General features: G+C 58.0%; 17 protein-coding genes. 15 read left to right on the top strand and 2 right to left on the bottom strand.

From position 1 onward, the window contains the following. The first annotated feature begins 481 nt into the window (after nt 1–481). The 8 genes from NMA52_RS15375 (at nt 482) to NMA52_RS19230 (ending at nt 6,717) form a co-directional block, all read left to right on the top strand. The gene (locus NMA52_RS15375; protein ID WP_254828587.1) at nt 482–1,240 is read left to right on the top strand and encodes a DUF6090 family protein; all 759 of its coding nucleotides are present in this window, start codon (nt 482–484) and stop codon (nt 1,238–1,240) included. 87 nt (nt 1,241–1,327) lie between these two features. After that, nucleotides 1,328–1,792, top strand: coding sequence for a DUF1801 domain-containing protein (locus tag NMA52_RS15380; protein ID WP_254828588.1), 465 nt, complete (start codon nt 1,328–1,330; stop codon nt 1,790–1,792). Next, a complete protein-coding gene (locus NMA52_RS15385; RefSeq protein WP_254828589.1) occupies nt 1,789–2,169 on the top strand; it encodes a DUF2200 domain-containing protein in 381 nt (126 codons plus the stop codon). Before NMA52_RS15380 ends, NMA52_RS15385 begins: the two co-directional genes overlap by 4 nt. An 82-nt stretch (nt 2,170–2,251) precedes the next feature. Continuing rightward, nucleotides 2,252–3,097 (top strand): hypothetical protein, encoded by an 846-nt coding sequence (locus NMA52_RS15390; RefSeq protein WP_254828590.1) that lies wholly within the window; start codon nt 2,252–2,254, stop codon nt 3,095–3,097. A 273-nt stretch (nt 3,098–3,370) separates the two neighbouring features. Continuing rightward, nucleotides 3,371–4,144 (top strand): hypothetical protein, encoded by a 774-nt coding sequence (locus NMA52_RS15395; protein WP_254828591.1) that lies wholly within the window; start codon nt 3,371–3,373, stop codon nt 4,142–4,144. A 35-nt stretch (nt 4,145–4,179) separates the two neighbouring features. Then, nucleotides 4,180–5,391 carry a DUF3500 domain-containing protein gene (locus tag NMA52_RS15400; protein ID WP_254828592.1) on the top strand — a complete coding sequence of 404 codons (1,212 nt, stop codon included), beginning with the start codon at nt 4,180–4,182 and terminating at the stop codon, nt 5,389–5,391. Between the two features lie 222 nt (nt 5,392–5,613). After that, a complete protein-coding gene (locus tag NMA52_RS15405) occupies nt 5,614–6,549 on the top strand; it encodes a bifunctional 2-polyprenyl-6-hydroxyphenol methylase/3-demethylubiquinol 3-O-methyltransferase UbiG (protein WP_254828593.1) in 936 nt (311 codons plus the stop codon). 3 nt (nt 6,550–6,552) lie between these two features. Then, a complete protein-coding gene (locus tag NMA52_RS19230; RefSeq protein WP_371930979.1) occupies nt 6,553–6,717 on the top strand; it encodes a DUF4256 domain-containing protein in 165 nt (54 codons plus the stop codon). Between the two features lie 46 nt (nt 6,718–6,763). On the opposite strand, the gene NMA52_RS15410 is transcribed toward NMA52_RS19230, so the two are convergent. After that, nucleotides 6,764–7,681, bottom strand: coding sequence for a hypothetical protein (locus NMA52_RS15410; RefSeq protein WP_254828594.1), 918 nt, complete (start codon nt 7,679–7,681; stop codon nt 6,764–6,766). Between the two features lie 405 nt (nt 7,682–8,086). On the opposite strand from NMA52_RS15410, the gene NMA52_RS15415 reads away from it, so the two are divergent. From NMA52_RS15415 to NMA52_RS15445, 7 genes are all read left to right on the top strand, one after another. Then, on the top strand, nt 8,087–8,809 hold the full coding sequence (locus NMA52_RS15415; RefSeq protein ID WP_254828595.1) for a DUF2490 domain-containing protein: 723 nt from the start codon (nt 8,087–8,089) through the stop codon (nt 8,807–8,809). Nucleotides 8,810–8,819: 10 nt separating this feature from the next. Then, nucleotides 8,820–9,839: an inorganic phosphate transporter gene (locus NMA52_RS15420; RefSeq protein ID WP_254828596.1), complete on the top strand. Its 1,020-nt coding sequence runs from the start codon at nt 8,820–8,822 to the stop codon at nt 9,837–9,839. A 205-nt stretch (nt 9,840–10,044) separates the two neighbouring features. Continuing rightward, the gene (locus NMA52_RS15425; RefSeq protein WP_254828597.1) at nt 10,045–12,852 is read left to right on the top strand and encodes an ATP-binding protein; all 2,808 of its coding nucleotides are present in this window, start codon (nt 10,045–10,047) and stop codon (nt 12,850–12,852) included. Between the two features lie 154 nt (nt 12,853–13,006). Further along, nucleotides 13,007–14,620 (top strand): nuclear transport factor 2 family protein, encoded by a 1,614-nt coding sequence (locus tag NMA52_RS15430; protein WP_254828598.1) that lies wholly within the window; start codon nt 13,007–13,009, stop codon nt 14,618–14,620. A gap of 246 nt (nt 14,621–14,866) precedes the next feature. Next, nucleotides 14,867–16,588: a cytosine permease gene (locus NMA52_RS15435; protein WP_254828599.1), complete on the top strand. Its 1,722-nt coding sequence runs from the start codon at nt 14,867–14,869 to the stop codon at nt 16,586–16,588. After that, nucleotides 16,588–18,084, top strand: coding sequence for a mannitol dehydrogenase family protein (locus NMA52_RS15440; protein WP_254828600.1), 1,497 nt, complete (start codon nt 16,588–16,590; stop codon nt 18,082–18,084). Before NMA52_RS15435 ends, NMA52_RS15440 begins: the two co-directional genes overlap by 1 nt. 28 nt (nt 18,085–18,112) lie before the next feature. Then, on the top strand, nt 18,113–18,631 hold the full coding sequence (locus NMA52_RS15445) for a methylated-DNA--[protein]-cysteine S-methyltransferase (RefSeq protein WP_254828601.1): 519 nt from the start codon (nt 18,113–18,115) through the stop codon (nt 18,629–18,631). Between the two features lie 35 nt (nt 18,632–18,666). Here the strand turns inward: NMA52_RS15445 and NMA52_RS15450 are convergent, their stop codons facing one another. After that, nucleotides 18,667–19,818, bottom strand: coding sequence for a 5-(carboxyamino)imidazole ribonucleotide synthase (locus NMA52_RS15450; RefSeq protein WP_254828602.1), 1,152 nt, complete (start codon nt 19,816–19,818; stop codon nt 18,667–18,669). Between the last annotated feature and the right edge of the window lie 76 nt (nt 19,819–19,894).

Below are 19,894 nucleotides of genomic sequence, written 5' to 3' on the forward strand. Positions count from 1 at the left end.
AAGGGCAGGAGTTTTCCACACTTTGGGTGTGAAATCCACAAAGAAAAAAGAAGCCAAAAAGAAATTACACATAATGATGATGGTCATATATGTATGTTTCTCTTTAAGGCAAGTCTAAAGGCCATCCGTGGTGAAACGTCTCGGACCGGAGGCCGCTCTAAATCCGTGAGCCATCCGTGGTGAAGCGTCTCGGACCGGAGGCCGCTCGACCTAAGAAGATCCTTGAGCCATCCGTGGTGAAACATCTCGGACCGGACGCCACTCGACCTCTTGCTCTGGTCGGCGTGCAACGCCTCGACCTTAGTGTAAGCGGCGGCACGGGTGCGCTTCTATATCCCGCAATTGTTTTACGGCTAAAAAAGGGGTAGTTTAAGTGAGTTAATGGGGTAGTCCGGGGGGGTTCGTGACCGGTAGTCGCGGTACGTGCGTGTAATAAACGGGGAGGATATCAGTACGCAACCGCTATCACAACGAACGAGCGATGATCAGATTCTTCAAAAGGCTACGCTTCCGGCTGGCGAAAAAAAGCAAATTCGGTAAGTACCTGAAGTACGCGGTCGGAGAGATCGTGCTCGTCGTGCTTGGTATTCTGATCGCCCTACAGGTGAACGACTGGAACGAGCGGAGCAAGACCGAAGCCTCGATCGACAACAACCTGGCCGTGCTGGAGCAGAACTTGCGGGAAGACCAGCGACAACTGCAGGACCTGCAACGGGAGATGATCACCAATATGCAAGCCGCGGACTCCACCCTGATGCAGCTGAAAACCCTCATTCCAGTAAATGATCGGATAAAAACGTACCTGATCACCCTGATCCGAGAATTTCAGTTCAGCCCGAATACGAATGCCGTGGAAACCATGACGCAGTCGAGCGAGATTCCTTCCCTGAGTCCTCGGTTGCGCACGGCAATTCTCGACTACTACGCCCTGATCGAAAGAGCCAAGGAGCGGGAGCACATCTCCAACTCCAATATCCAGAACGACTTCCAGCATTACGTGCTCGGTCAGTACCCGCACATCATACAGCGGGACAATCGGGAGGTTTTTATCGCTACGTATTACCAGGATGATCCCCGCCCCGTATCCCCGATAGATACCTCCGAATTCCTCCAGGATGCGAGGATCGAGGCGCTCACGCTCGTGCGCTATTACCAGGTCGTTCACCTCAAGGAGCTCTACGAAGGACTGATCCAGTCAGCAAGCGACATTCTGGATCTCATCGAAGAAAAGCGGAACTAACGCGTGGTAATTCCGGCATCTTCTCACCTGTGCGAAATTCCTTATTTTAGGACAACTGCGGCATACAGGGAGGCGATCGTTGGGATAGTGCAGCACGAGCAATCACGGACTCGGAAACTTACGGTACGGTCCAGTCCGGCCGTTGCGGTGGTGTTTGACGACTATCCGGATAGCGTTCGCCGGCGCATGCGGTCGCTGTGGGAGTTGGTGATCGAAACGGCACGGAAAGTCAAAGGCCTGAACATGCTCGAAGAAACCCTGAAGTGGGGAGAACCGAGTTACCTGACCCGGCGGGGCAGTACGCTACGGATGGACTGGAAGGCGCAGACTCCCCGGCACTACGCCCTGTACTTTAGGTTCACCAGTCGGCTGGTCGTAACCTTCAGAGCGGTTTTTGGAGATACGCTTAGTTTTGGAGGGAACCGTTCGAGCATCTTCCGGCTGGAGGAAAGCCTTCCGAAGGAGGAACTCAGGCATTGCATCCGGGCGGCCCTGACCTACCAAGAAATCAAGAAATTACCCATACTGGGAATGCCAAACCAACTACCATGAAAGCAAGCTCCGAACACCACGCACGCATGGCAAAGATGACCTTCGCCTCGGTGTACCCCCACTACGTCACGAAGGTCGAAAAGAAGGGCAGGACCCGGGAAGAACTGCACCGGGTGATCGAATGGCTCACGGGCTACGGGGAGGACCGGTTGCAAACGATCATCGCCGAGAAGCAAACTTTCGCCACCTTCTTCCGCGATGCCCGGCTGAACCCAAATGCCCACCTGATCCGGGGGGTGATCTGCGGCTACCGGATCGAGGAGATCGATAATCCGCTGACCCAACAAGTGAGGTATCTGGACAAGCTGGTGGACGAACTGGCCAGGGGGCGGAAGATGGACAAGATCCTGCGGGAGGATCCGACGGACGCCACCTGACGACGGAATGAACGGCCACAACAGCACGTACCGACCGGCCGTCCTGGCAGTAATCTTGCTGGGACTATCCGGCGTATGGTCTGTGCACACGAGCGCTCATCCAACGGGAAACCTGGTGGTACTGGGTGAGCACATCTACTGGTCGTACATCGACCCCATCGACGATCCCGATCATCTTGCGTGCATCATGACCTGGACCGAGGGCGCCCCACCCCGGATAATGCTGAGGTCGGAGTTTCCCGCCAGCGACTATCTCCTCGCCCCCCATAACGACGAGCTTTACATCATCGAACGCAGGTTCGTCCACACCGACGAAACTTTCTACTGCAGAATCCTAAAAATGAAGGCCGGGGAATCACCTACGGTACTCTGGGACTGGTTCGCGGACGAGTGGCGCATCGGGGAGGGAGGATTCTTTATGGCTTCCGATCGTCAGATCGTTTTTGCACGATATCCCGGGGTATACACTCTGGAAAAGGGAGGCACACCCGTTCCTTACCCCTTCATTGTGCCGCAACCGATACGGAAGTTGTGGCGGCTAGCGCGGGAGCAGACTTTGTTACTATCCGCAAACGCCTGCTGGTTGGTCGATGCGGAAGGAACCGTTCTCGAGCACTGGTCCGGCCTGGTAGACCCGACGGTAAGCGACGCCACCCTGAACCGCAACGATACCTTCGACGTCGACTATCGCGACGGGGTCCTGCTCCTCGCCTACTGGGGTAAACGGACGTTCGAGGTCATCTTCCCCGATGGACGGCGACGTACCCTTGCCGAAATGAAAGCACCCGACGTTCCCCACTGGGTAGCCTACCGGAGGGAAAGTATGCTGCTGTTTTCCTCCCGACTGGTATTCGACGGGAGCCCGCCCCGCCCCCGCCTGGTGCTCCGCACACCCGATGACGAACGGATCGAAGTGTGGAGGGAGTGAGCCCAGTACAACCGCTACGGATGCCCACCCGAAAAGACGGCTTTTATCCCGACTGACGGGGCACCCGCGACCCCGCAAACCTAATATCGGACCGGCACATTGGGCAGATGGGAGAATCCTTTGTGTTTGTTTAAACAAGTTTGTCCGCGAAAATCCCTACTTTAGGAACGACACCCCCATACAAGTTTAAACTTATTTGCTTTCTCCTGCCCGACTCCGGGTGCCGGGAAGCCCCTCACCGGTTATCCGCGCAGGCGGAACCACAATCACGCTATGATGAAACCGACCATTATTCTTTTATTGCTGTGCCTGCCGTTGCTGACCGCCGCGCAGACCGACGGCGAATACCTCGTATTCGAAAACGTACAGCTAACCCCCGATCCCGCTCACATTACCGAATTCGAGACGGGACTGGCGGCTCACAACAAAAAGTACCACGGTGAGGGTGCCTACGCCGCGCGTACTTACCTGATTGCCAACGGTCCGCGGAGCGCCAGCTACCTGTGGGTAATGGGTCCCTTCCCGTGGAGTTCGCTCGACGACCGGCCGGCCCAGCCGGAAGGCCACGATGCCGACTGGAACGAAAACGTACACGCCTACCTGATGGACGGGGGCGAAGCCAGCTACCTGAAGTTTAATGCTGACCTAAGTCACTTCCCCAAAGACTTCACGCTCAATAAGTTGCTCGTGGATTTCTATGACATCAAGCGTTTCAAATCACGAGACGCCCTGGAATTGATAAAACCCATTCAGCAGGTGATGAAGGAGAAATTTCCGGACGATGCTTACGGCATTTACACCAACGAATTTCCGAGCACTAAAGAGGGCCTGGACCTGGCCTATATCTCGTTCTTCGAAAAGTCGGCCTGGCTGGGCGAAGACCCGGATTTTGCCGCCAAGTACGACGAAGTCCACGGCGAAGGAAGTTTCGAGCAATTTCTGACGGACTGGGAAGCCGTAACCGTTGGCGGGCAGACGGAGCTCTGGACGTTCCTGCCCGAGCTGAGCGGCGTGAGTGGGGAGGTGCCCGCGGCGGAGCGGCAGTAGCAGTGTCCGTATCCCCCCGTCCGAATCCTTATCCGATGACGCCCCATCATCTACTCTTATTACTGTTCCCCCTCATTCTGGCGGGCTGTTCTGCTACATCATCGTCCGCCCCCGCAGTGGAAACCAACCGCGCTACCCCTGCGCCGCCCCTGCTGGTGTTAAGGGCGGACTCCAAACAGGAACAGGCCGCCCTGGGCGAAGCCTTCGTAGGCGTGACCAACGACGGATCGGTGGTCACGGACCTTTACGCCCTACAGACGACCGGAGTCAGCACCGCGCCATTGGTGGAAGCGGTGAAGAAATTTCGGGCCGCGCTGACCGATAAGCAGCGGGCCGCGAGCAGTTTTCCGTTGGAGGACGATGAGTGGCGTCGGTGGACTAACATCGACATAAACTACTACAAGCGCCAGGGCGTCAGCCTCTACGAACTTAGTCCAGCGCAGCGGGAACTGGGCCTGAACATCCTGCGTGCCGGACTGAGCCCGCAGGGCTACCGCAAGACCGAATTCATCCGTAAAATGGAGGGCTACCTTGCCCGCCTAACCGGAGAGTTCGGGATTGTGGGTCCCGATCTGTACTGGTTTACCTTCATGGGTGAACCCAGCGAGACGGAGCCCTGGGGGTGGCAGTTTGACGGTCATCACCTCATCATCAACTACTTCGTGGTCGGCGACCAGGTCGTGATGACGCCTACCTTCCTGGGTTCGGAGCCGAACTACATTGAAGATGGGGAGGGAGCCGGCACCCGCACCTTCGCCGGGGAGGAGGACCTGGGGGTAAAGCTGTATAAATCGCTGGACAAGCGACAACGTGCCGCCGCCACCCTGCACGATCGCAAGGAAGTCAACTACGCCCAGGCCAGCGCCTTTCGGGACAATGCCGTGGTGCCCTACGTGGGCGTGCGCGTATTGACCTTCACTTCCTCCCAGCGGGCTATTCTGGACGAACTGCTGGGGGAGTACATCAATAATATGGACGAGGGGCACGCCCGGGTAAAGATGGTCGAAGTGCAGCAGCACCTTCCTGACACCTGGTTTGCCTGGGTCGGCGACAGGGAAGCTACCGGACCTTTCTACTACCGCATTCAGAGTCCGGTGATCCTGATCGAGTTCGACCACCAACGCCCCATCTTCCTGGAGGGTGACCTGCCTACCCGGGCGCACGTACACACGCTGGTGCGTACGCCGAACGGGAACGATTACGGGAAGGATCTGCTGGGGCAGCATTTGGCGCGGCATCCGCATTAAGCTGTATGCCTTATGCTATCCCTCGATACGCTTGAGCGACGCTTCGCCAAAAACTTATGCCAACACGAGACCTGCAGTGGTCTGGGGAGTGCATTGTATAGGAACGTGTAGCGTCGACTTCAGTCGACCAGCTGCGGGGAAGATTGGGCGGCCCCGCTTCACGATTGACCGTTTCCTTCTGCATTTCTACCTTGTGTCATATTATATCCTAACGCGACGTGAATGATTAGATTGATCCTGATAATTTTGAGTTGTCTACCCGTCAGCGTATTCGCACAGAACCAGCAAATCAGTCACCAGGAGTTATTAGAGCGGTTGGCGATTTATCGGAGTGAACTGCTACGTACAAATAGTAAATCGGTCAGTGACCTAAAGCAGGTTGAAAGAGAATGGGAGGGGATCGGAATTGGCCCGAGAAAATTCGCTGTACTAGCCAGGGATATCGTCCATATGAAGGAGGCCTCTCGCTTGCCGAACTACTACGTGCTTAAAAATATAGTCAAAGTATACGGAAATTATATCCCCGCCGAGGAGATAACCGAAAGTGACGTGGAGGTCATTGCAGCCAATTACCAGCTAATAGATCTGATTACCGTAGACGTATTGGGCGAAAAGCCGCCGTACGTACTAAATAAAAATACGCAACTATACAAAGAGTTGGCCTTTTACGGGATTGAGGCATCCGAAAGAATAGCGGAAATCGGGGCGGGCAATGGGACATTTAGCCTAATCCTGGCTGTGCTCAATAAAGATTTACGGATAGCGGTAAACGAGCTGGATAAGAAGTACCTGGAGTACATAGACCGCAAATTGTCGGCATCCCGGGAGTCGCTCGCCAGGGAGAAAATAACTGTAGTCAGGGGGTCAAAGAAATCAGTCGAGCTGACGGAAGGATCCTACGACAAAATCATCGTCCGAAATTCTTTCCACCACTTTAAGCGGCAAGATGCAATGTTGCAGTCGATACAAGCTGCGCTGACGCCGGAAGGTCTTCTCTACGTAAACGAACCGGTGCAGGAAACGGATCCATACGGAGAAGTGTGTGATGAATTGATGAAGCGGCGCGAAGTTATTGCGGCCATAGAAGCAAATGGCTTTAGACTGGCCGGCGAAGAGCGGGTTGGGGATAGGGTCTTGATGAGGTATACAAAGTCGTAGTCAATAACCGGACTCCGCAGCTACCGGGACAATACTTCTAGTTGGCTGATGACGCCCGCCCCCGTCAGAAAGCTCGGCGATGCCCCATTCGGCGATCACCCATCCGGGCGGGTGTTCGTACTACGCGGCGTGAGTCTCTGGGGGAATGCTGCAGAGGTGAACGTGTAGCGTCGACTTCAGTCGACCAGCTGCGGGGGGCGTCACATTTCGCCCGTCAATAGTATTCTATCGTCCTGACGACCTTATAGAATCTCTTATCATTATAGTTTACGTACTGCTCTACCCAGTTCCCGTAGTCGTCGTAGGTGTATTTAGTACTTTCTTTGAATCGAATACTTTCATCGTCGTTATACTCGATGGTCTGCGTCTCGTCTCCCTGCTCGAACAGCTTCACAATCATACCGGTAACTACGCCTTGTTCCATAGATTGCCAGGTCTCTTTGACAATGATGGATTCGTCGTCGTATTCAGTAACCGTAATTTCACCCGAATTATTAAAGTCAAATTCACCAAGATATAGTGGCAAGCCGTATTCGTTACGTACGGACACTTCGACGCCCAGGGTATCACTTCCTGCTTGAACCACCTGGTACACCGTATCCCCTACGGTGTAGTACGTACCGGTATAGATGGTATCTCCGTCCTCTACTTCCAGTCGCGAGATCAAGTAGTCGTCCTCGTAGTTATAAATTTCGTGTGAGTACGGATTGCCTTCGAATACTAGTTGATTATCCGCATTGTATTTATAGACTATGTATTTAGTTGCACTGCTGTCCAGCAATGGTTCGCCGTACTCGTCAAACTTAAACAGACGTGTACTGCGTACATCATTATCACTCAACATGATATCATCCTCCACGACCTGGCCATCGTACGCAAATGTCCTGGTATAATCCTTGTCCCAGGAATATTTGTGTCCCGGCTGCTTAATGTTGTAGTCCTGATCCGTCTGATATGATTTGTAGACGATCGTCTTGATCGGGCCCTTTAAGTTTTCGTCAACGTGCAGGGATGTATATCCATATTCCTCATTCGTCGAGTTGCTCACATCAGATCGTTCGTCCTGACAGGCAGTGGTTCCAAATACGGATAATAGTACAAGGAGGGTAAAGGTGTTCTTGAGACTGTTCATTGAATGGGTGGGGTTCATTAGGTGAATTAGAGTAGATAGATTAGGCGGGCCGGTAAAGTGTTTTTTGGTTACGGCTCTAGCCAATACTTGATGCTGACACGACGCAAGCTAAAGCTTACTTTTTATTGACTTCAAGGTGATTCCGCTACACCTTCTCCGCACTGAACGGTCCGTATTCGCTTCTGTATATCCTTGCCCCTGTAATATGGCTCTATATATTCCCGAATCTGGTCCGGCATTTTTAATTCTTTTCAAACGCACCTCGGAAGTCGACGCCCCTTACGTTTTTCGCCGTGCTCCGGCACCTACCAGTTTGTCGCATACGGGCCGCTCCCACCCCGCCGCCGCCGAGAATTTTTCCATCTCCATTTTCCCTAAAAGTATCTTTGCGCACCAATCGCCCCCATGCCCCCAAACCGGCTCCTGTGGCTCCTGCCACTATTGCTGATCCTGCACCCCGCCCCCGCCCAGAAGACCGTCGATTCCCAGCAACTGCTCTGGCTGCGCTATAACCTGCGGGCACCCCTGAACGAAGCGTATGCCCTCCGGCTGGAGGTCGAGGAGCGCACCTACTGCTTCCCCTGGCGCCAGCACCAGCTGATCTCGCGCACCCTCCTGGAACGTAAACTCGGCAAGGGTTGGAACGCGGGCGTCGGTCTCACCGCCTTCCGACAATCGCTCCCCCACGACCCGCGGGTACCGGTAAGCAGCGTGCGCAACGAACTACGGCCCATGGTCGAAGTAGCCGGCTACCAGGCCTTCTCCGCGAAGGTTGGCCTCCACCACCGCTACTGGGGCGAACTGCGTTACTTCGAGGCCCCGGAGGGCGGCTTCGCCTTCGCGAACTACCGCTTCCGCTACCGGGCGGAACTGCGCTACCTGCCTACGACCAGGGTACAGGTTCGCGCCTTCGAGGAGATCCTACTCAACGCCGGTAAGCAGGTTGCCCAAAACGTCTTCGACCAGAACCGCTACGGGGCAAGCGTACAGTATTTCCCCACCAAGCGCGTGGGCTTCGAGCTGGGCTACCTCAACTGGTTCCAGCAACGGCCCTCGGGACGGGAATTCTACGACCGCCACATCGTCCGCTTCACCATTCACCACCAATTGCCCCAGAAGGGCGCTTAAGGCACCCCGTATGTCTGAGCTTTTTACCGGACTGACCATCCCCTTTCTCCTGGCCATGTTCCTAGCCGTCAATATGGGCGGCAGCGGCACGGCCCCGGCCTTTTCGGCCGCTTACGGGGCCAGCGTGATCAAGCGGTCCGTTATTCCCGGTCTCTTCGGCGTGATGGTGCTGGCCGGCGCCCTGCTCGCTGGTGAGGAAGTATCGCTCACCCTCGGCAAGGGACTGCTGGAACAGCGCTTCTTCACCCCCTTCATCACCTCCATCATGCTGTTCTCGATCGGCAGCACGCTGCTGGTGTCTAACCTGATCGGGGTGCCGCAGTCGACGAGCCAGTCTACGGTGCTCGCGATCGCCGGGGCCGCCACCGCCCTGGAGGGACTCAATACCCGCAAGCTCTTCTACGAGATCATCCCGATGTGGGTCGTACTGCCCGTCGTCGCCTTCGGTATCATGCTGGTCCTTTCGCTCTTCGTATTCCCCGTACTCAAACGGCGGGTATTCACGGACGACTACGCCCACCTGCGCAACCACCCCCTCCTCAAGGCCTTACTGATTTTCGCTTCGCTGTACGTAGCCTTTTCCATCGGCGCTAACAACGTAGCCAACGCCGCCGCCCCCATCGCCTCCCTTACGGCCAACGAGATCGGCGCGGAGGCCATCGGCAATTTTCTGCCCATCATTATCCTCTCGGTACTCATCGTTGCCCCCTGTTTCGCAATCGGCAGCTCGCTCCTCGGCCATAAGGTGACTCAGACCACGGGCAAGGAGATCGTGGAAGTTGGCCCCTTCGCCGCCACCGTCATTGCCCTTATCGTAGCCAGTTTGCTGCTGTACGCTTCCGTGACCCGGGGCATTCCCACCTCGCTGGTGCAGTTGAACGGAGCGGCCTTCATCGCACTGAGCATCAGCAAACAAGGGTGGCGAAAGACCTTCACTAACCGGACGGTGAAGCTGTTCTTCTCCGTATGGTGCGTAGCACCGGCCATCGCGTACGCCCTCACTTACCTGCTGATCAGCGTGTTAATGTAGTTCCTTACGGTAGCCACCCACTTCCCCCGCTGTTTGTGGGTCAGACTTGCACCTGCGTCCCCGCCAAAATGAAGCGAAGGATGCCTTTGGGCGGGTGCGCGGGTGCGATGCAACGCCATAAGAGCAAACGTCTTGGCACCACCACTCGATGTTTTAACAAGACATTTGCGCGTTTATCATCAGCCGCTACCTATATTAATCGCTGATGCATACGTACGCCGGCCGCCGGTACTCAGTAACCATACTCCTCTGTATAATTTCCTTCCTCCTTTCCGGGCGGGGGGGCACCGGGAGCGATAGCCCGGGCAGGATCTGCGTGTTCACCGAACCGAAGCACAACTACCGGCTGATCGACTACGTGGAGGTACTGCCCGACTCCGCCGGCGACCTGACGATCGATGAGGTGACGCGAGCAACCTTCATGCCCGCCGCCGCCACCGATCTCCCCCCACCGGTGGCGAACCGCTGGTACTGGGGGAAACTGCGCGTCAGCAACCACCTTCCCCGGGCCGAGCGGCAGACGGAATGGGTGCTCTTCTTTTCGGGTACCTGGACGCAACTGGAAGTGTACACCATGGATGCGGAGGGAACGTGGTCAATGGAGCGTAACGGCACCTTTCTCCCCCCGGCGGAAAAGCTCTTCGCGCCCACTACGAAGGGCAACCTGGTCAAACTTACCCTGCCCCCCGGTGAGGTGACCACCCTATACTTTCGGGGGCGGAGCGAGCGGGCCACCCTGGTGCCATCGTTTCATCTCTACCTCCAGACCACGGAGGTGTTTTACGATAAGCTTCTGAAACGTAAGGCCGCGGATGCCCTCTTTATGGGCTTCCTGGGGATGATGTTTCTGTACAATCTGATGCTGTACTTCTTCGGGCGCGACCGCAGCTTCGTGTACTACTCGGGTTACATCCTGATGATGATCGTGTACGCCGGCTACTTCAGCAACGACCTGACGGACTGGTTCGGCGACCACCTGTTTTCCCGGCGGCCGCAGTTCTACGGCTTTTTCAAGTTATCCATTTTTCTGGGACTGATGTGTTACCTGCTGTTCATCCGTACCTTCGTCCATCTGCCCCGCTTACTTCCGGGATGGGATCGTTACTTCCGGGGGCTTGTCTGGCTGGGGGCCCTCATGATGGGAGCGTACGTATGGGTGGCTATCGCCTCCAACTTCAGTTACGCCATGGAGGACCGCATCACGGTCGCCTACATCGTCATCGTTATCGGATCGTGCGTCGGACTGCTGTACCCCCTCTACCGCAAGTGGAACAAGAAGGGGGCCTTCGTTTTCTACGGGATCGCGGCGCTTAGCCTGGGCTGTCTGCTCTCCCTCCTTACGCGGGTGGCGGTGCCCCCCTTCACCCTCTTCTGGCTGAAGGCCGGGGTCATCGTGGAGGTGGCCGTCTTTTCCCTCGGACTGGCTTACCGACAACGCAAGCAGGTGCAGGCGCGCGAGAAGGCCGTGTTCGCTCTCCGGGAAAGCCAACTCATTCGGGAGAAGCAAGAGCTGGAAGCTAGTCGGTTACAGGAACTTACGGATTTCAAAAGTCGCTTCTACACCAACATTACCCATGAATTCCGGACTCCGCTGACCGTCATCATGGGCATCAGCGAACAGATCAGCGGACAGGAAAAGATTCGGGAACTGATCCGGCGTAACAGCAAAAGCCTGTTGAACCTGGTCAATCGTTTACTCGAACTGGGTCGCCTGGAGATGGGCGCGGCCCCCATCAACTGGGTACACGACGACATCATTGCTTACCTGAATTACCTGACGGAGTCTTTCTACTCGGCCGCGGAACAGAAGAATATTCGCTTCGTCTTCTACAGCGAAGTGCGGGAGCTGATGATGGATTTTGACGAGGAAAAGGTGCTACAGATCGTCAATAATCTGCTTTCGAACGCCCTAAAATTCACGCCGCCACGGGGTAAGGTCATCGTCCACGCCAGCACCACGGCCGACGATTCACAAACTTGGTTGAAGATCGTCGTGCGGGACACCGGAATCGGCATCAGCGCCCAGGACGCCGAACACATCTTCGATCGTTACTTCCAGGCAAGCCCGGCGGGATCTTCTTCTCATGCGGGCAGCGGAGTCGGGCTGGCCCTGACCCGTGAACTGGTGGGCGTGCTCGGAGGGACCATCACCGTGGATAGCGCCCCGGGCAGGGGCTCGGAATTTACGGTTCACCTTCCCGTCAACAACGCTCACCAAGCATTACCCGCCGTAGCTACTGCCGATGGCTCCGCCGCGGACCGGCCCGTCCTCCTCATTATTGAAGACAACCGCGACATCGTCACTTATCTGGAAACTATCCTGGGAGAGCGGTATAGTTGTCAGCACGCCGGCGACGGAGATACCGGCACCGAATTGGCCCTGAAACTGATCCCCGATCTGATCGTGTCGGACGTAATGATGCCCGGCAAAGACGGCTACGAAGTGTGTGAAACCCTGAAGGCCGACGAGCGCACCAGCCACATCCCGATAATTCTGCTGACGGCAAAAACGACGCCGGACGCCCGGATCCGGGGGCTCCGGCACGGCGCCGATGCCTACCTGACCAAGCCCTTCGATAAGGAGGAATTGAACATTCGCATCGAAAACCTTATCGAATCACGCCGCCGGTTGCGGGCACGCTACGCCGGTGCGGGCAGCGTGACGGAAGCGACTCCCGGCACCCCCGAATCCCGGGAGGACGTGTTCATCCGCAAGCTGCACGACCTCATTTGCGAGCGCCTGGACGAAGCGGATTTCGGAGTGTCGGAGCTGGCCGCCGCCGCGGGACTCAGCCAGATGCAGCTGTACCGCAAGATCAAAGCGATTACCGGAAAGACACCCTCCCGCTTCATCCGCAGTTTTCGCCTGACCAGGGGAATGGTTCTGTTACGAACCGGCGAGTACACGGTGTCGGAGATCGCTTACCGCGTCGGCTTCAGCGATCCGAGCTATTTTTCCCGGACCTTTCAGCAGGAGTATAAGCACCCGCCTAGCCACTATGCAACTAATTGAAAGTTAGTGCTTTAGCACATATCTTTCGTTTCAGATGTAGGATAACTACAAGACTTTTTCGCCGTAGTAACAAATATGTTCTACCATTTGTCCGAAACGTCGGGTCCTTCCGGCCGGCATAGTGCCAGTTTTGTAAATGCCAAAACGAGCCACTATGAACCACACGACACACATCCTCTTATGCCTCCTTTTCTGGGTTGCCGCCGGCCCGGTGAGCGGTCAAGATTTCTTCCTCCCGGTGTCCACCTCCTCCACACCCGCGCAGGAGGCCTACCGCACCGCCTCCCACCTCGCTTCTAACATTCACTTCGCCGACGCCCGGGAAAAGATTGACGAAGCCCTGGCCGCGGATCCCGACTACTTCATGGCCCTGGTCTACTCCATCCAGGTGCTGGCCGCCAAGAAGGACAAGCCGGCCCTGATCGAACGAGCTCTGGCGATAGACCCCGCCAAGTTCACGCCGGCCGAACGCATCATGCGTGAGTATCTGGTCGCCCTGCGGGACAAGCCGGACGCCAGCCCCGCCGCCAGTATGAAAAAACTGGTGCAGGAGTATCCCACCGTCCCGGAAGCCTTCGAATGGGCGTATCTCCACGCCGCCTATTCAGATAAGGACGATGAAGCCGCCGAACGGTATGCCCTCCGCCTCACCGAGCTGGCCCCCGACTTTCCCCCGGTCTATAACGGACTCGGCTACCTTAAAATGGGACAGGGACTTATGGCCGAGGCGAAGACGTACTTCGACAAGTACCTAGCCCTGGCTCCGGACGAGGCGAATGCCTACGACAGTATGGCGGAATATTACGCCGAAAACAAGGACTATGCCGCATCCGTCCGCTACTACAACCAGGCGGCGGCCATGGGCATGCCGGCGGCTTACGACCGGGTACAGCAGGTGTTTACCGACTGGTGCCAGGCCACCGGCGAATCCGGTGAGCCGGAACCGACCGGCGACCCCGCCCTCGCGCAGAAGCTCGAACACGTGGAGTCCGTCTGGGACCGCATCATTAACCAGGGTCAGATCGGGGAGATCAATCCGGCCAACTTCGCCTCCGACATTCGTATGGTGAGCGAAGCGGGGGACGTCGTCGGCATCGAGGACTTCCGCGCCCACTACCAACACTACCTGACCGGCTTTTCGGATATCGACTTCACGGTGGAGAGTGTCTTCGGTCAGGGGGACCGCCTCGTCAAGCACTGGCGGTTCGCCGGTAAGCACACGGGTGAGTTCTTCGGCGTCCCCCCTACGGGCAAATCGGTCGACGTGGAGGGCGTAACCCTTATCCGCATGCGGAACGGAAAGATCGCCCAGGAACAGGACTTCATGAACGACCTGATCTTCTACGAACAACTCGGCTTGCAACCGCAGACCGGTGACGTAGCCTTGATCCAGGGAGTCTACGACGCCTTCTCCGCGGGCGACATACCTACCGTGCTTCAGGCGCTGGATGCCAAGATCGTCTGGAACGAGGCCGAGGGCAATGCCCTGGCCGACGGCAATCCCTACGTCGGTCCCGATGCCGTACTCAACGGCGTTTTCGCCCGCCTGGGTGCCGAGCACGACTACTTCAAGCTGAAGGACATCAAGCTCCACGCAGTCGACGGCAACCGCGTGCTCGCCACCCTCCGCTACGATGCCCGCCGCAAGGACAGCGGCAAGGTGATCGACGCCCAGGTCGCCCACCTGTGGACGACCAAAAACGGCAAGGTGACCGCCTTCCAGCAGTACGCCGACACCCATCAACTGGCGGAGGCCGCCAAGAAATAAGGCGCGCCGCTCAGACGACCCGCGTGCCACACCCCGCTTTTTTCCTGTACACTATGACTTTTTGGCGAGGGCCCGGCGACCTATCGGTCGTCGGGCTACTCCTTTCCTGCCTACGCTATCGATCATGTACGGCACGTTTGCCGAACTATAACCGGATTGCTCCCGCGCGCCGCCGCCCGCCTACTCATAAAGTGCTAGCTTAGTGCCGCGGTTTCCCACCCAATTTGAACGCCGGCGCGGTACTATATGGATGCAAGTAAGGATTTTCCCCAATTAGAACACCTTAACGAAGAGCAGCTACCCGTACCCCCATGGAAGCTGCACGACTGGACGCACTTCGCGGGGCTCTACGCCGCGGAACACGTAGCGGCGACCGAGTTCGTTATCGGAGCGACCTTCGTCGCCCTCGGCGCCCGAACGATGGATATTTTGGTGGGCCTTCTCATCGGCAATATCCTGGCCGTACTGAGCTGGACCCTGATCACCTCCCCGATCGCCGTCGACACCCGCCTGAGCCTCTACACTTATCTCAACAAGATTGCCGGAGATTCCATGACCCAGCTGTACAACTGGGCCAACATCGTCATCTTCTCCGTCATTTCGGCCGCCATGATCACCGTGTCGGCTACGGCGGTGCGCTTCGCCTTCGACATACCCGCACAGCTCAACTGGTACCCCACCAACCTGTGGTTCGTGCTGATCGTATTCTGCGTGGGGGCCGTCGTGGTGTCGATCGCGATCTACGGTTTCAACGCGGTCTCCGAATTTTCGGGTGTCTGCGCCCCCTGGTTGTTCGTGATGTTCACCAGTGGTGCCATGGTGTTGCTGCCGGCGCTCTCGTTGTCCGTACTGGGCGACACGCTGCCCGGAAGCTTTGCCGACCTCATCACCCTGGGCAATGAATCCATCTGGACGGGGGTCGACAGCAGCGGAGAACCGGGGATCGGTCTGGTCGAGGTGATCGGCTTCGCGTGGGCGGCGAATACCATCACCCACTTCGGGCTGATCGACATGGCGCTCCTGCGCTTCGCCAAGAAGAAGATTTACGGCCTGGCTACCAGCACCGGTATGATGTTCGGGCACTACGTAGCCTGGATCGCGGCCGGCATCATGGGGGCGGGCGCCGCCGTCATTCTCGGCAAAACCATCGTGGAACTGGACCCCGGAGACGTGGCCTATTACGCCCTCGGCTGGTCGGGATTCGTGATCGTGATCGTAGCCGGCTGGACAACGGCCATCACCAATCTGTACCGGGCCGGACTGGCGGCCCAGGCCGTATTCAACCGCCATTCCCGCCGCCGGACCACGCTTACGGTCGGGCTGATCACGATCGGGATCGCCTGCTTTCCGTTCGTGTTCTCTCAGATCCTGCCCCTGCTTACTTACGCCGGCCTGCTGGTCGTACCCGTAGGCGCGATCGTGTTTGCCGAGCACCAGTTGTTTCCCCGCATCGGGATGACCCGTTACTGGCTGTCCTACCGGCAACTGAGCTGGAGCACCCCGGCCGTCGCCGCCTGGGCCCTCGGACTGGTATTCGGTTTCGGACTGAACGCCCTGAACGTGATGTCCTTCTTCTACCTCTTCCTGCCCACCTGGGTCTTCACCATCCTCGTCTACACCTTCCTGGCCGCCCGTTACGGGGCCCGGGAGCGGTATCCCGAAGCCGAAAGGCGGGAAGCCGTGCGCAACGAGAAGATCGCCACCTTCCAGCGGCAGAAAGCCGATCTTACGGCCGTGCCCGTCCGGGATGATTCCGGCCTGTCCAAAGTTCTACGGATCGTATCCCTGCTGGTGCTCCTCATCACCCTCGTGCTGGCCGGCATCGTGCTGTTCGGCAGTCCCACGGAGGGAGACTACGTAGCCAACCGGGATATCTTCTACCGGTACGCCTTCGTGTGTACCTTGGTCTACTTTATCACCGCCTACTGGGCCCTGCGCCGGGAAAAAGCCCTACAAACCCACGCCTGATGGAAACGATTTTCGTCAACCAAGCCAATCTTCCCCGCCTCGCCGAGCGGATCCCCTGCCCTGACTACGATCGCTCATCGCTCACCGCCGGCGTGGTCCACGTCGGCGTGGGAGGGTTTCACCGAGCCCACCAAGCTTACTACCTCCACCGCTTACTCGCGGAGGGAGGAGCCCGCGAATGGGGCATCTGCGGCATCGGACTACGCGGAGCCGACCGGAAGATCCACGATGTCCTCACGGAGCAGGACGGCCTCTACACCCTGATCGTAAAGCACCCCGACGGTAAGGTCGACAGCCAGATCATCGGTTCCGTAATCGACTTTCTGCTCGGCGCGGAAGACCCGGAGCCCGTGATCGCGAAGATGGCCGCCCCCGCTACCCGGATCGTCTCCCTTACGATCACCGAGGGGGGTTACAATTTCAATCCCGCGACCGGCGCCTTCGATTTCGACCATCCGGATATCCGTCACGAACTCGATCACCCCGACCAACCGAAGACCATCTACGGTTTCCTGACCGCCGCCCTCCGCCGGCGGCATGCGGCGGGGCTGCCGGCGTTCACGGTCATGTCCTGCGATAACCTTCAGCATAACGGCGACATCATCCGGGAGATGCTCCTCGCTTTCGCCCGCAGGCAGGATCCCGAACTGGCTACCTGGATCGACGGTGCGGTAAGCTTTCCGAATACCATGGTGGACCGCATCACCCCCGTCACGACCCCCGAAGACATCACATATCTGCAGGAAACTCACGGCATCGCGGACGGGTGGCCCGTCACCTGCGAGCCCTTCATTCAGTGGATCGTGGAGGATAAGTTCGCCAACGGCCGCCCCGCGCTGGAACAAGCGGGCGTGCAGATCGTACCGGACGTGAAGCCCTACGAAAAAATGAAGCTGCGGCTCCTCAACGCGGGGCATTCGGTACTGGGCATTCTGGGAGCCCTGCACGGGTACGCTACCATCAACGCCTGCATGGAGGACGAAACCTTCACCACCTACCTGAGGGCGTTTCTGGACGAGGAGGTTACCCCCGTCCTCGACGCTATTCCCGGCATCGACGTGGAAGAATACAAGGATACGCTGGAGGCCCGCTTCGCTAATCCGAACATCCGCGACAAGGTCAGCCGCATTTGCTCCGAAAGCTCGGCTAAGTTGCCCAAGTTCCTAATCCCGACCCTGGTCGATAATCTGGCGCGCGGCGGGAGTATCCGCTACGCTACCCTGGTACTGGCGGCGTGGTGCTATTACAGCGACCGGCGGGTCGACCAAGACGGCCAGCCCCTCGATATCATCGACGCCATGGAGCAAACGCTGCACGAGTCGGCCCGACGGACCACCACCGATCCCGTGTCCTTCCTCCGGCAGCAGGACCTGTTCGGTGACCTGCTCCACAACGAGCGCTTTGTGTGGGAGTACACCGCGCAGGTCAACGAACTGTACGCCGGAGCGGAGATCAAACAGCGGATGCGGCGGTTGCTAGACATGGGCTCCCGGTAGACGGGGAGCTTTACCTTTAAGCAAGCCCATGGATACCGACAAGAAAAGAACGGCGCGGCGTCGCGTAGACAGTCCGCTGGGACCGGTGGAGATCGCCGCTACGGAAAGTGGTTTGAGCCGTCTCCGCTTCCTGGATGCGGCAACGGACGAAGCGCCGATCGCCTCTCCTCCCCTGGATGATGAGCCGTCAGTGAAGCTAGTGGAACATCTTGATCGTACCGAACGGGAACTCGACGCCTACTTCGCCGGCACCCTTCGTTCCTTTACGGTGCCCCTCGCTCCGGAAGGCACGCCCTTTCAGTCCGCGGTTTGGCGGGCGCTCGGGGCCGTTCCCTTCGGCGGCGTTACGGTTTACGGAGAGATTGCCCGCACCATCGGCAAGCCCCGGGGTAGTCAGGCGGTAGGGCTGGCGAACGGCCGCAATCCCATTGCCATCATCATTCCCTGTCACCGGGTCGTTGGCAAGAACGGTAAGTTGACCGGCTACGCCGGCGGCATCGAGCGGAAGAAGTGGTTACTGCGGCACGAGTCCTCCACCCTCCTCTGAGGGAAGTCGGTAGCAAATTCCGCGTTGGGCGTCCCCTATCCCTGCGCCTCGATGGTTAGCAGATCCTGTGCCCGTGACGCCCGCTCCCGCGCTTCGGCGACGGTATCGCCCAGGGCGGTCAGGTGGCCCATTTTACGGAAGGGTCTTGTCTCGGCCTTGCCGTAGAGGTGAGGATATACTTCGGGGATGGCGAGTACGTCCGTCCAGCCGGCGTAGTGAGTGGGACCGGTGTGGCCGGCTTCTCCCAGCAGGTTGATCATGGCGGCGGGGCGCAGGAGCCGGGGGTCTCCGAGCGGCAAACCGAGGATGGCCCGCAGGTGCTGGGCGTACTGGCTCGTCGCGCAGGCTTCAATCGTGTGGTGACCGCTGTTGTGGGGCCGGGGGGCCACCTCGTTTACCAGCAGTCGTCCGTCCTTGGTCAGGAACAATTCTACGGCCAGCAGGCCGACGATCTCCATCTGTTGCACCACGTCCACGGCCAGTTTGGTAGCCCGGCCGTCCGTATCGCCATCGAGGGCGGCGGGGCAGACCACGAACTCCACCAAGTTGGCGGTCGGGTGAAACTCCATCTCCACGGTGTCGAAGACCTTCACTTCCCCGGTAGAGGAGCGGGCGACGATCACCGCTAATTCTTTATCGATGTCGGCGAGTTGCTCGATGAGGCAGGGTCCGTCGAGCAGTTCATCCTCCACGTTCTCCCGGTAGCGAATGATGCTGACCCCCTGACCGTCGTAGCCCCCGGTGCGGGACTTTTGTACGAAGGGGGGCTTTAAATCGCCCGAGGTCACCGCCCGGATCACCTCCTCCTTACCGCCGAACAGCTGGAAGTCAGTGGTGGGAATACCGTGGTCGGCGTAAAACTGCTTCTGCAGTCCCTTATCCTTGATGAGATCGACGAGGGCGGGTTGGGGGTAGACTTTGACGCCCGTTCGCTCCAGTTCGTGGAGGGCACGGGTATCGATGTGCTCGATCTCGATGGTTACTACGTCGAGGCCGCGGGCGAAGGCCATCACGTCGTCGTAGTCCCGGAAATTACCCCGTTGAAATACGGTGGCGTAGGGCGCGGCCGGATAGTCGGTTGACTGGTCAAGTACGTATACGGGCAGGTGCCAGTCGGCCGCGGCCTGGCAGAGCATCTTGCCCAGTTGGCCGCCGCCCAGGATGCCGAGTTTGGGGAATTTGGACATGGGGCGAAGGTAATACCCCTAGCCGTTAGCCGTTGGACGGTTTAAAACCGTCCAACGGCTAACGGCTAACGGCTAG

The sequence above is a fragment of the Lewinella sp. JB7 genome (assembly GCF_024297185.1).
Lineage (GTDB): Bacteria > Bacteroidota > Bacteroidia > Chitinophagales > Saprospiraceae > Neolewinella.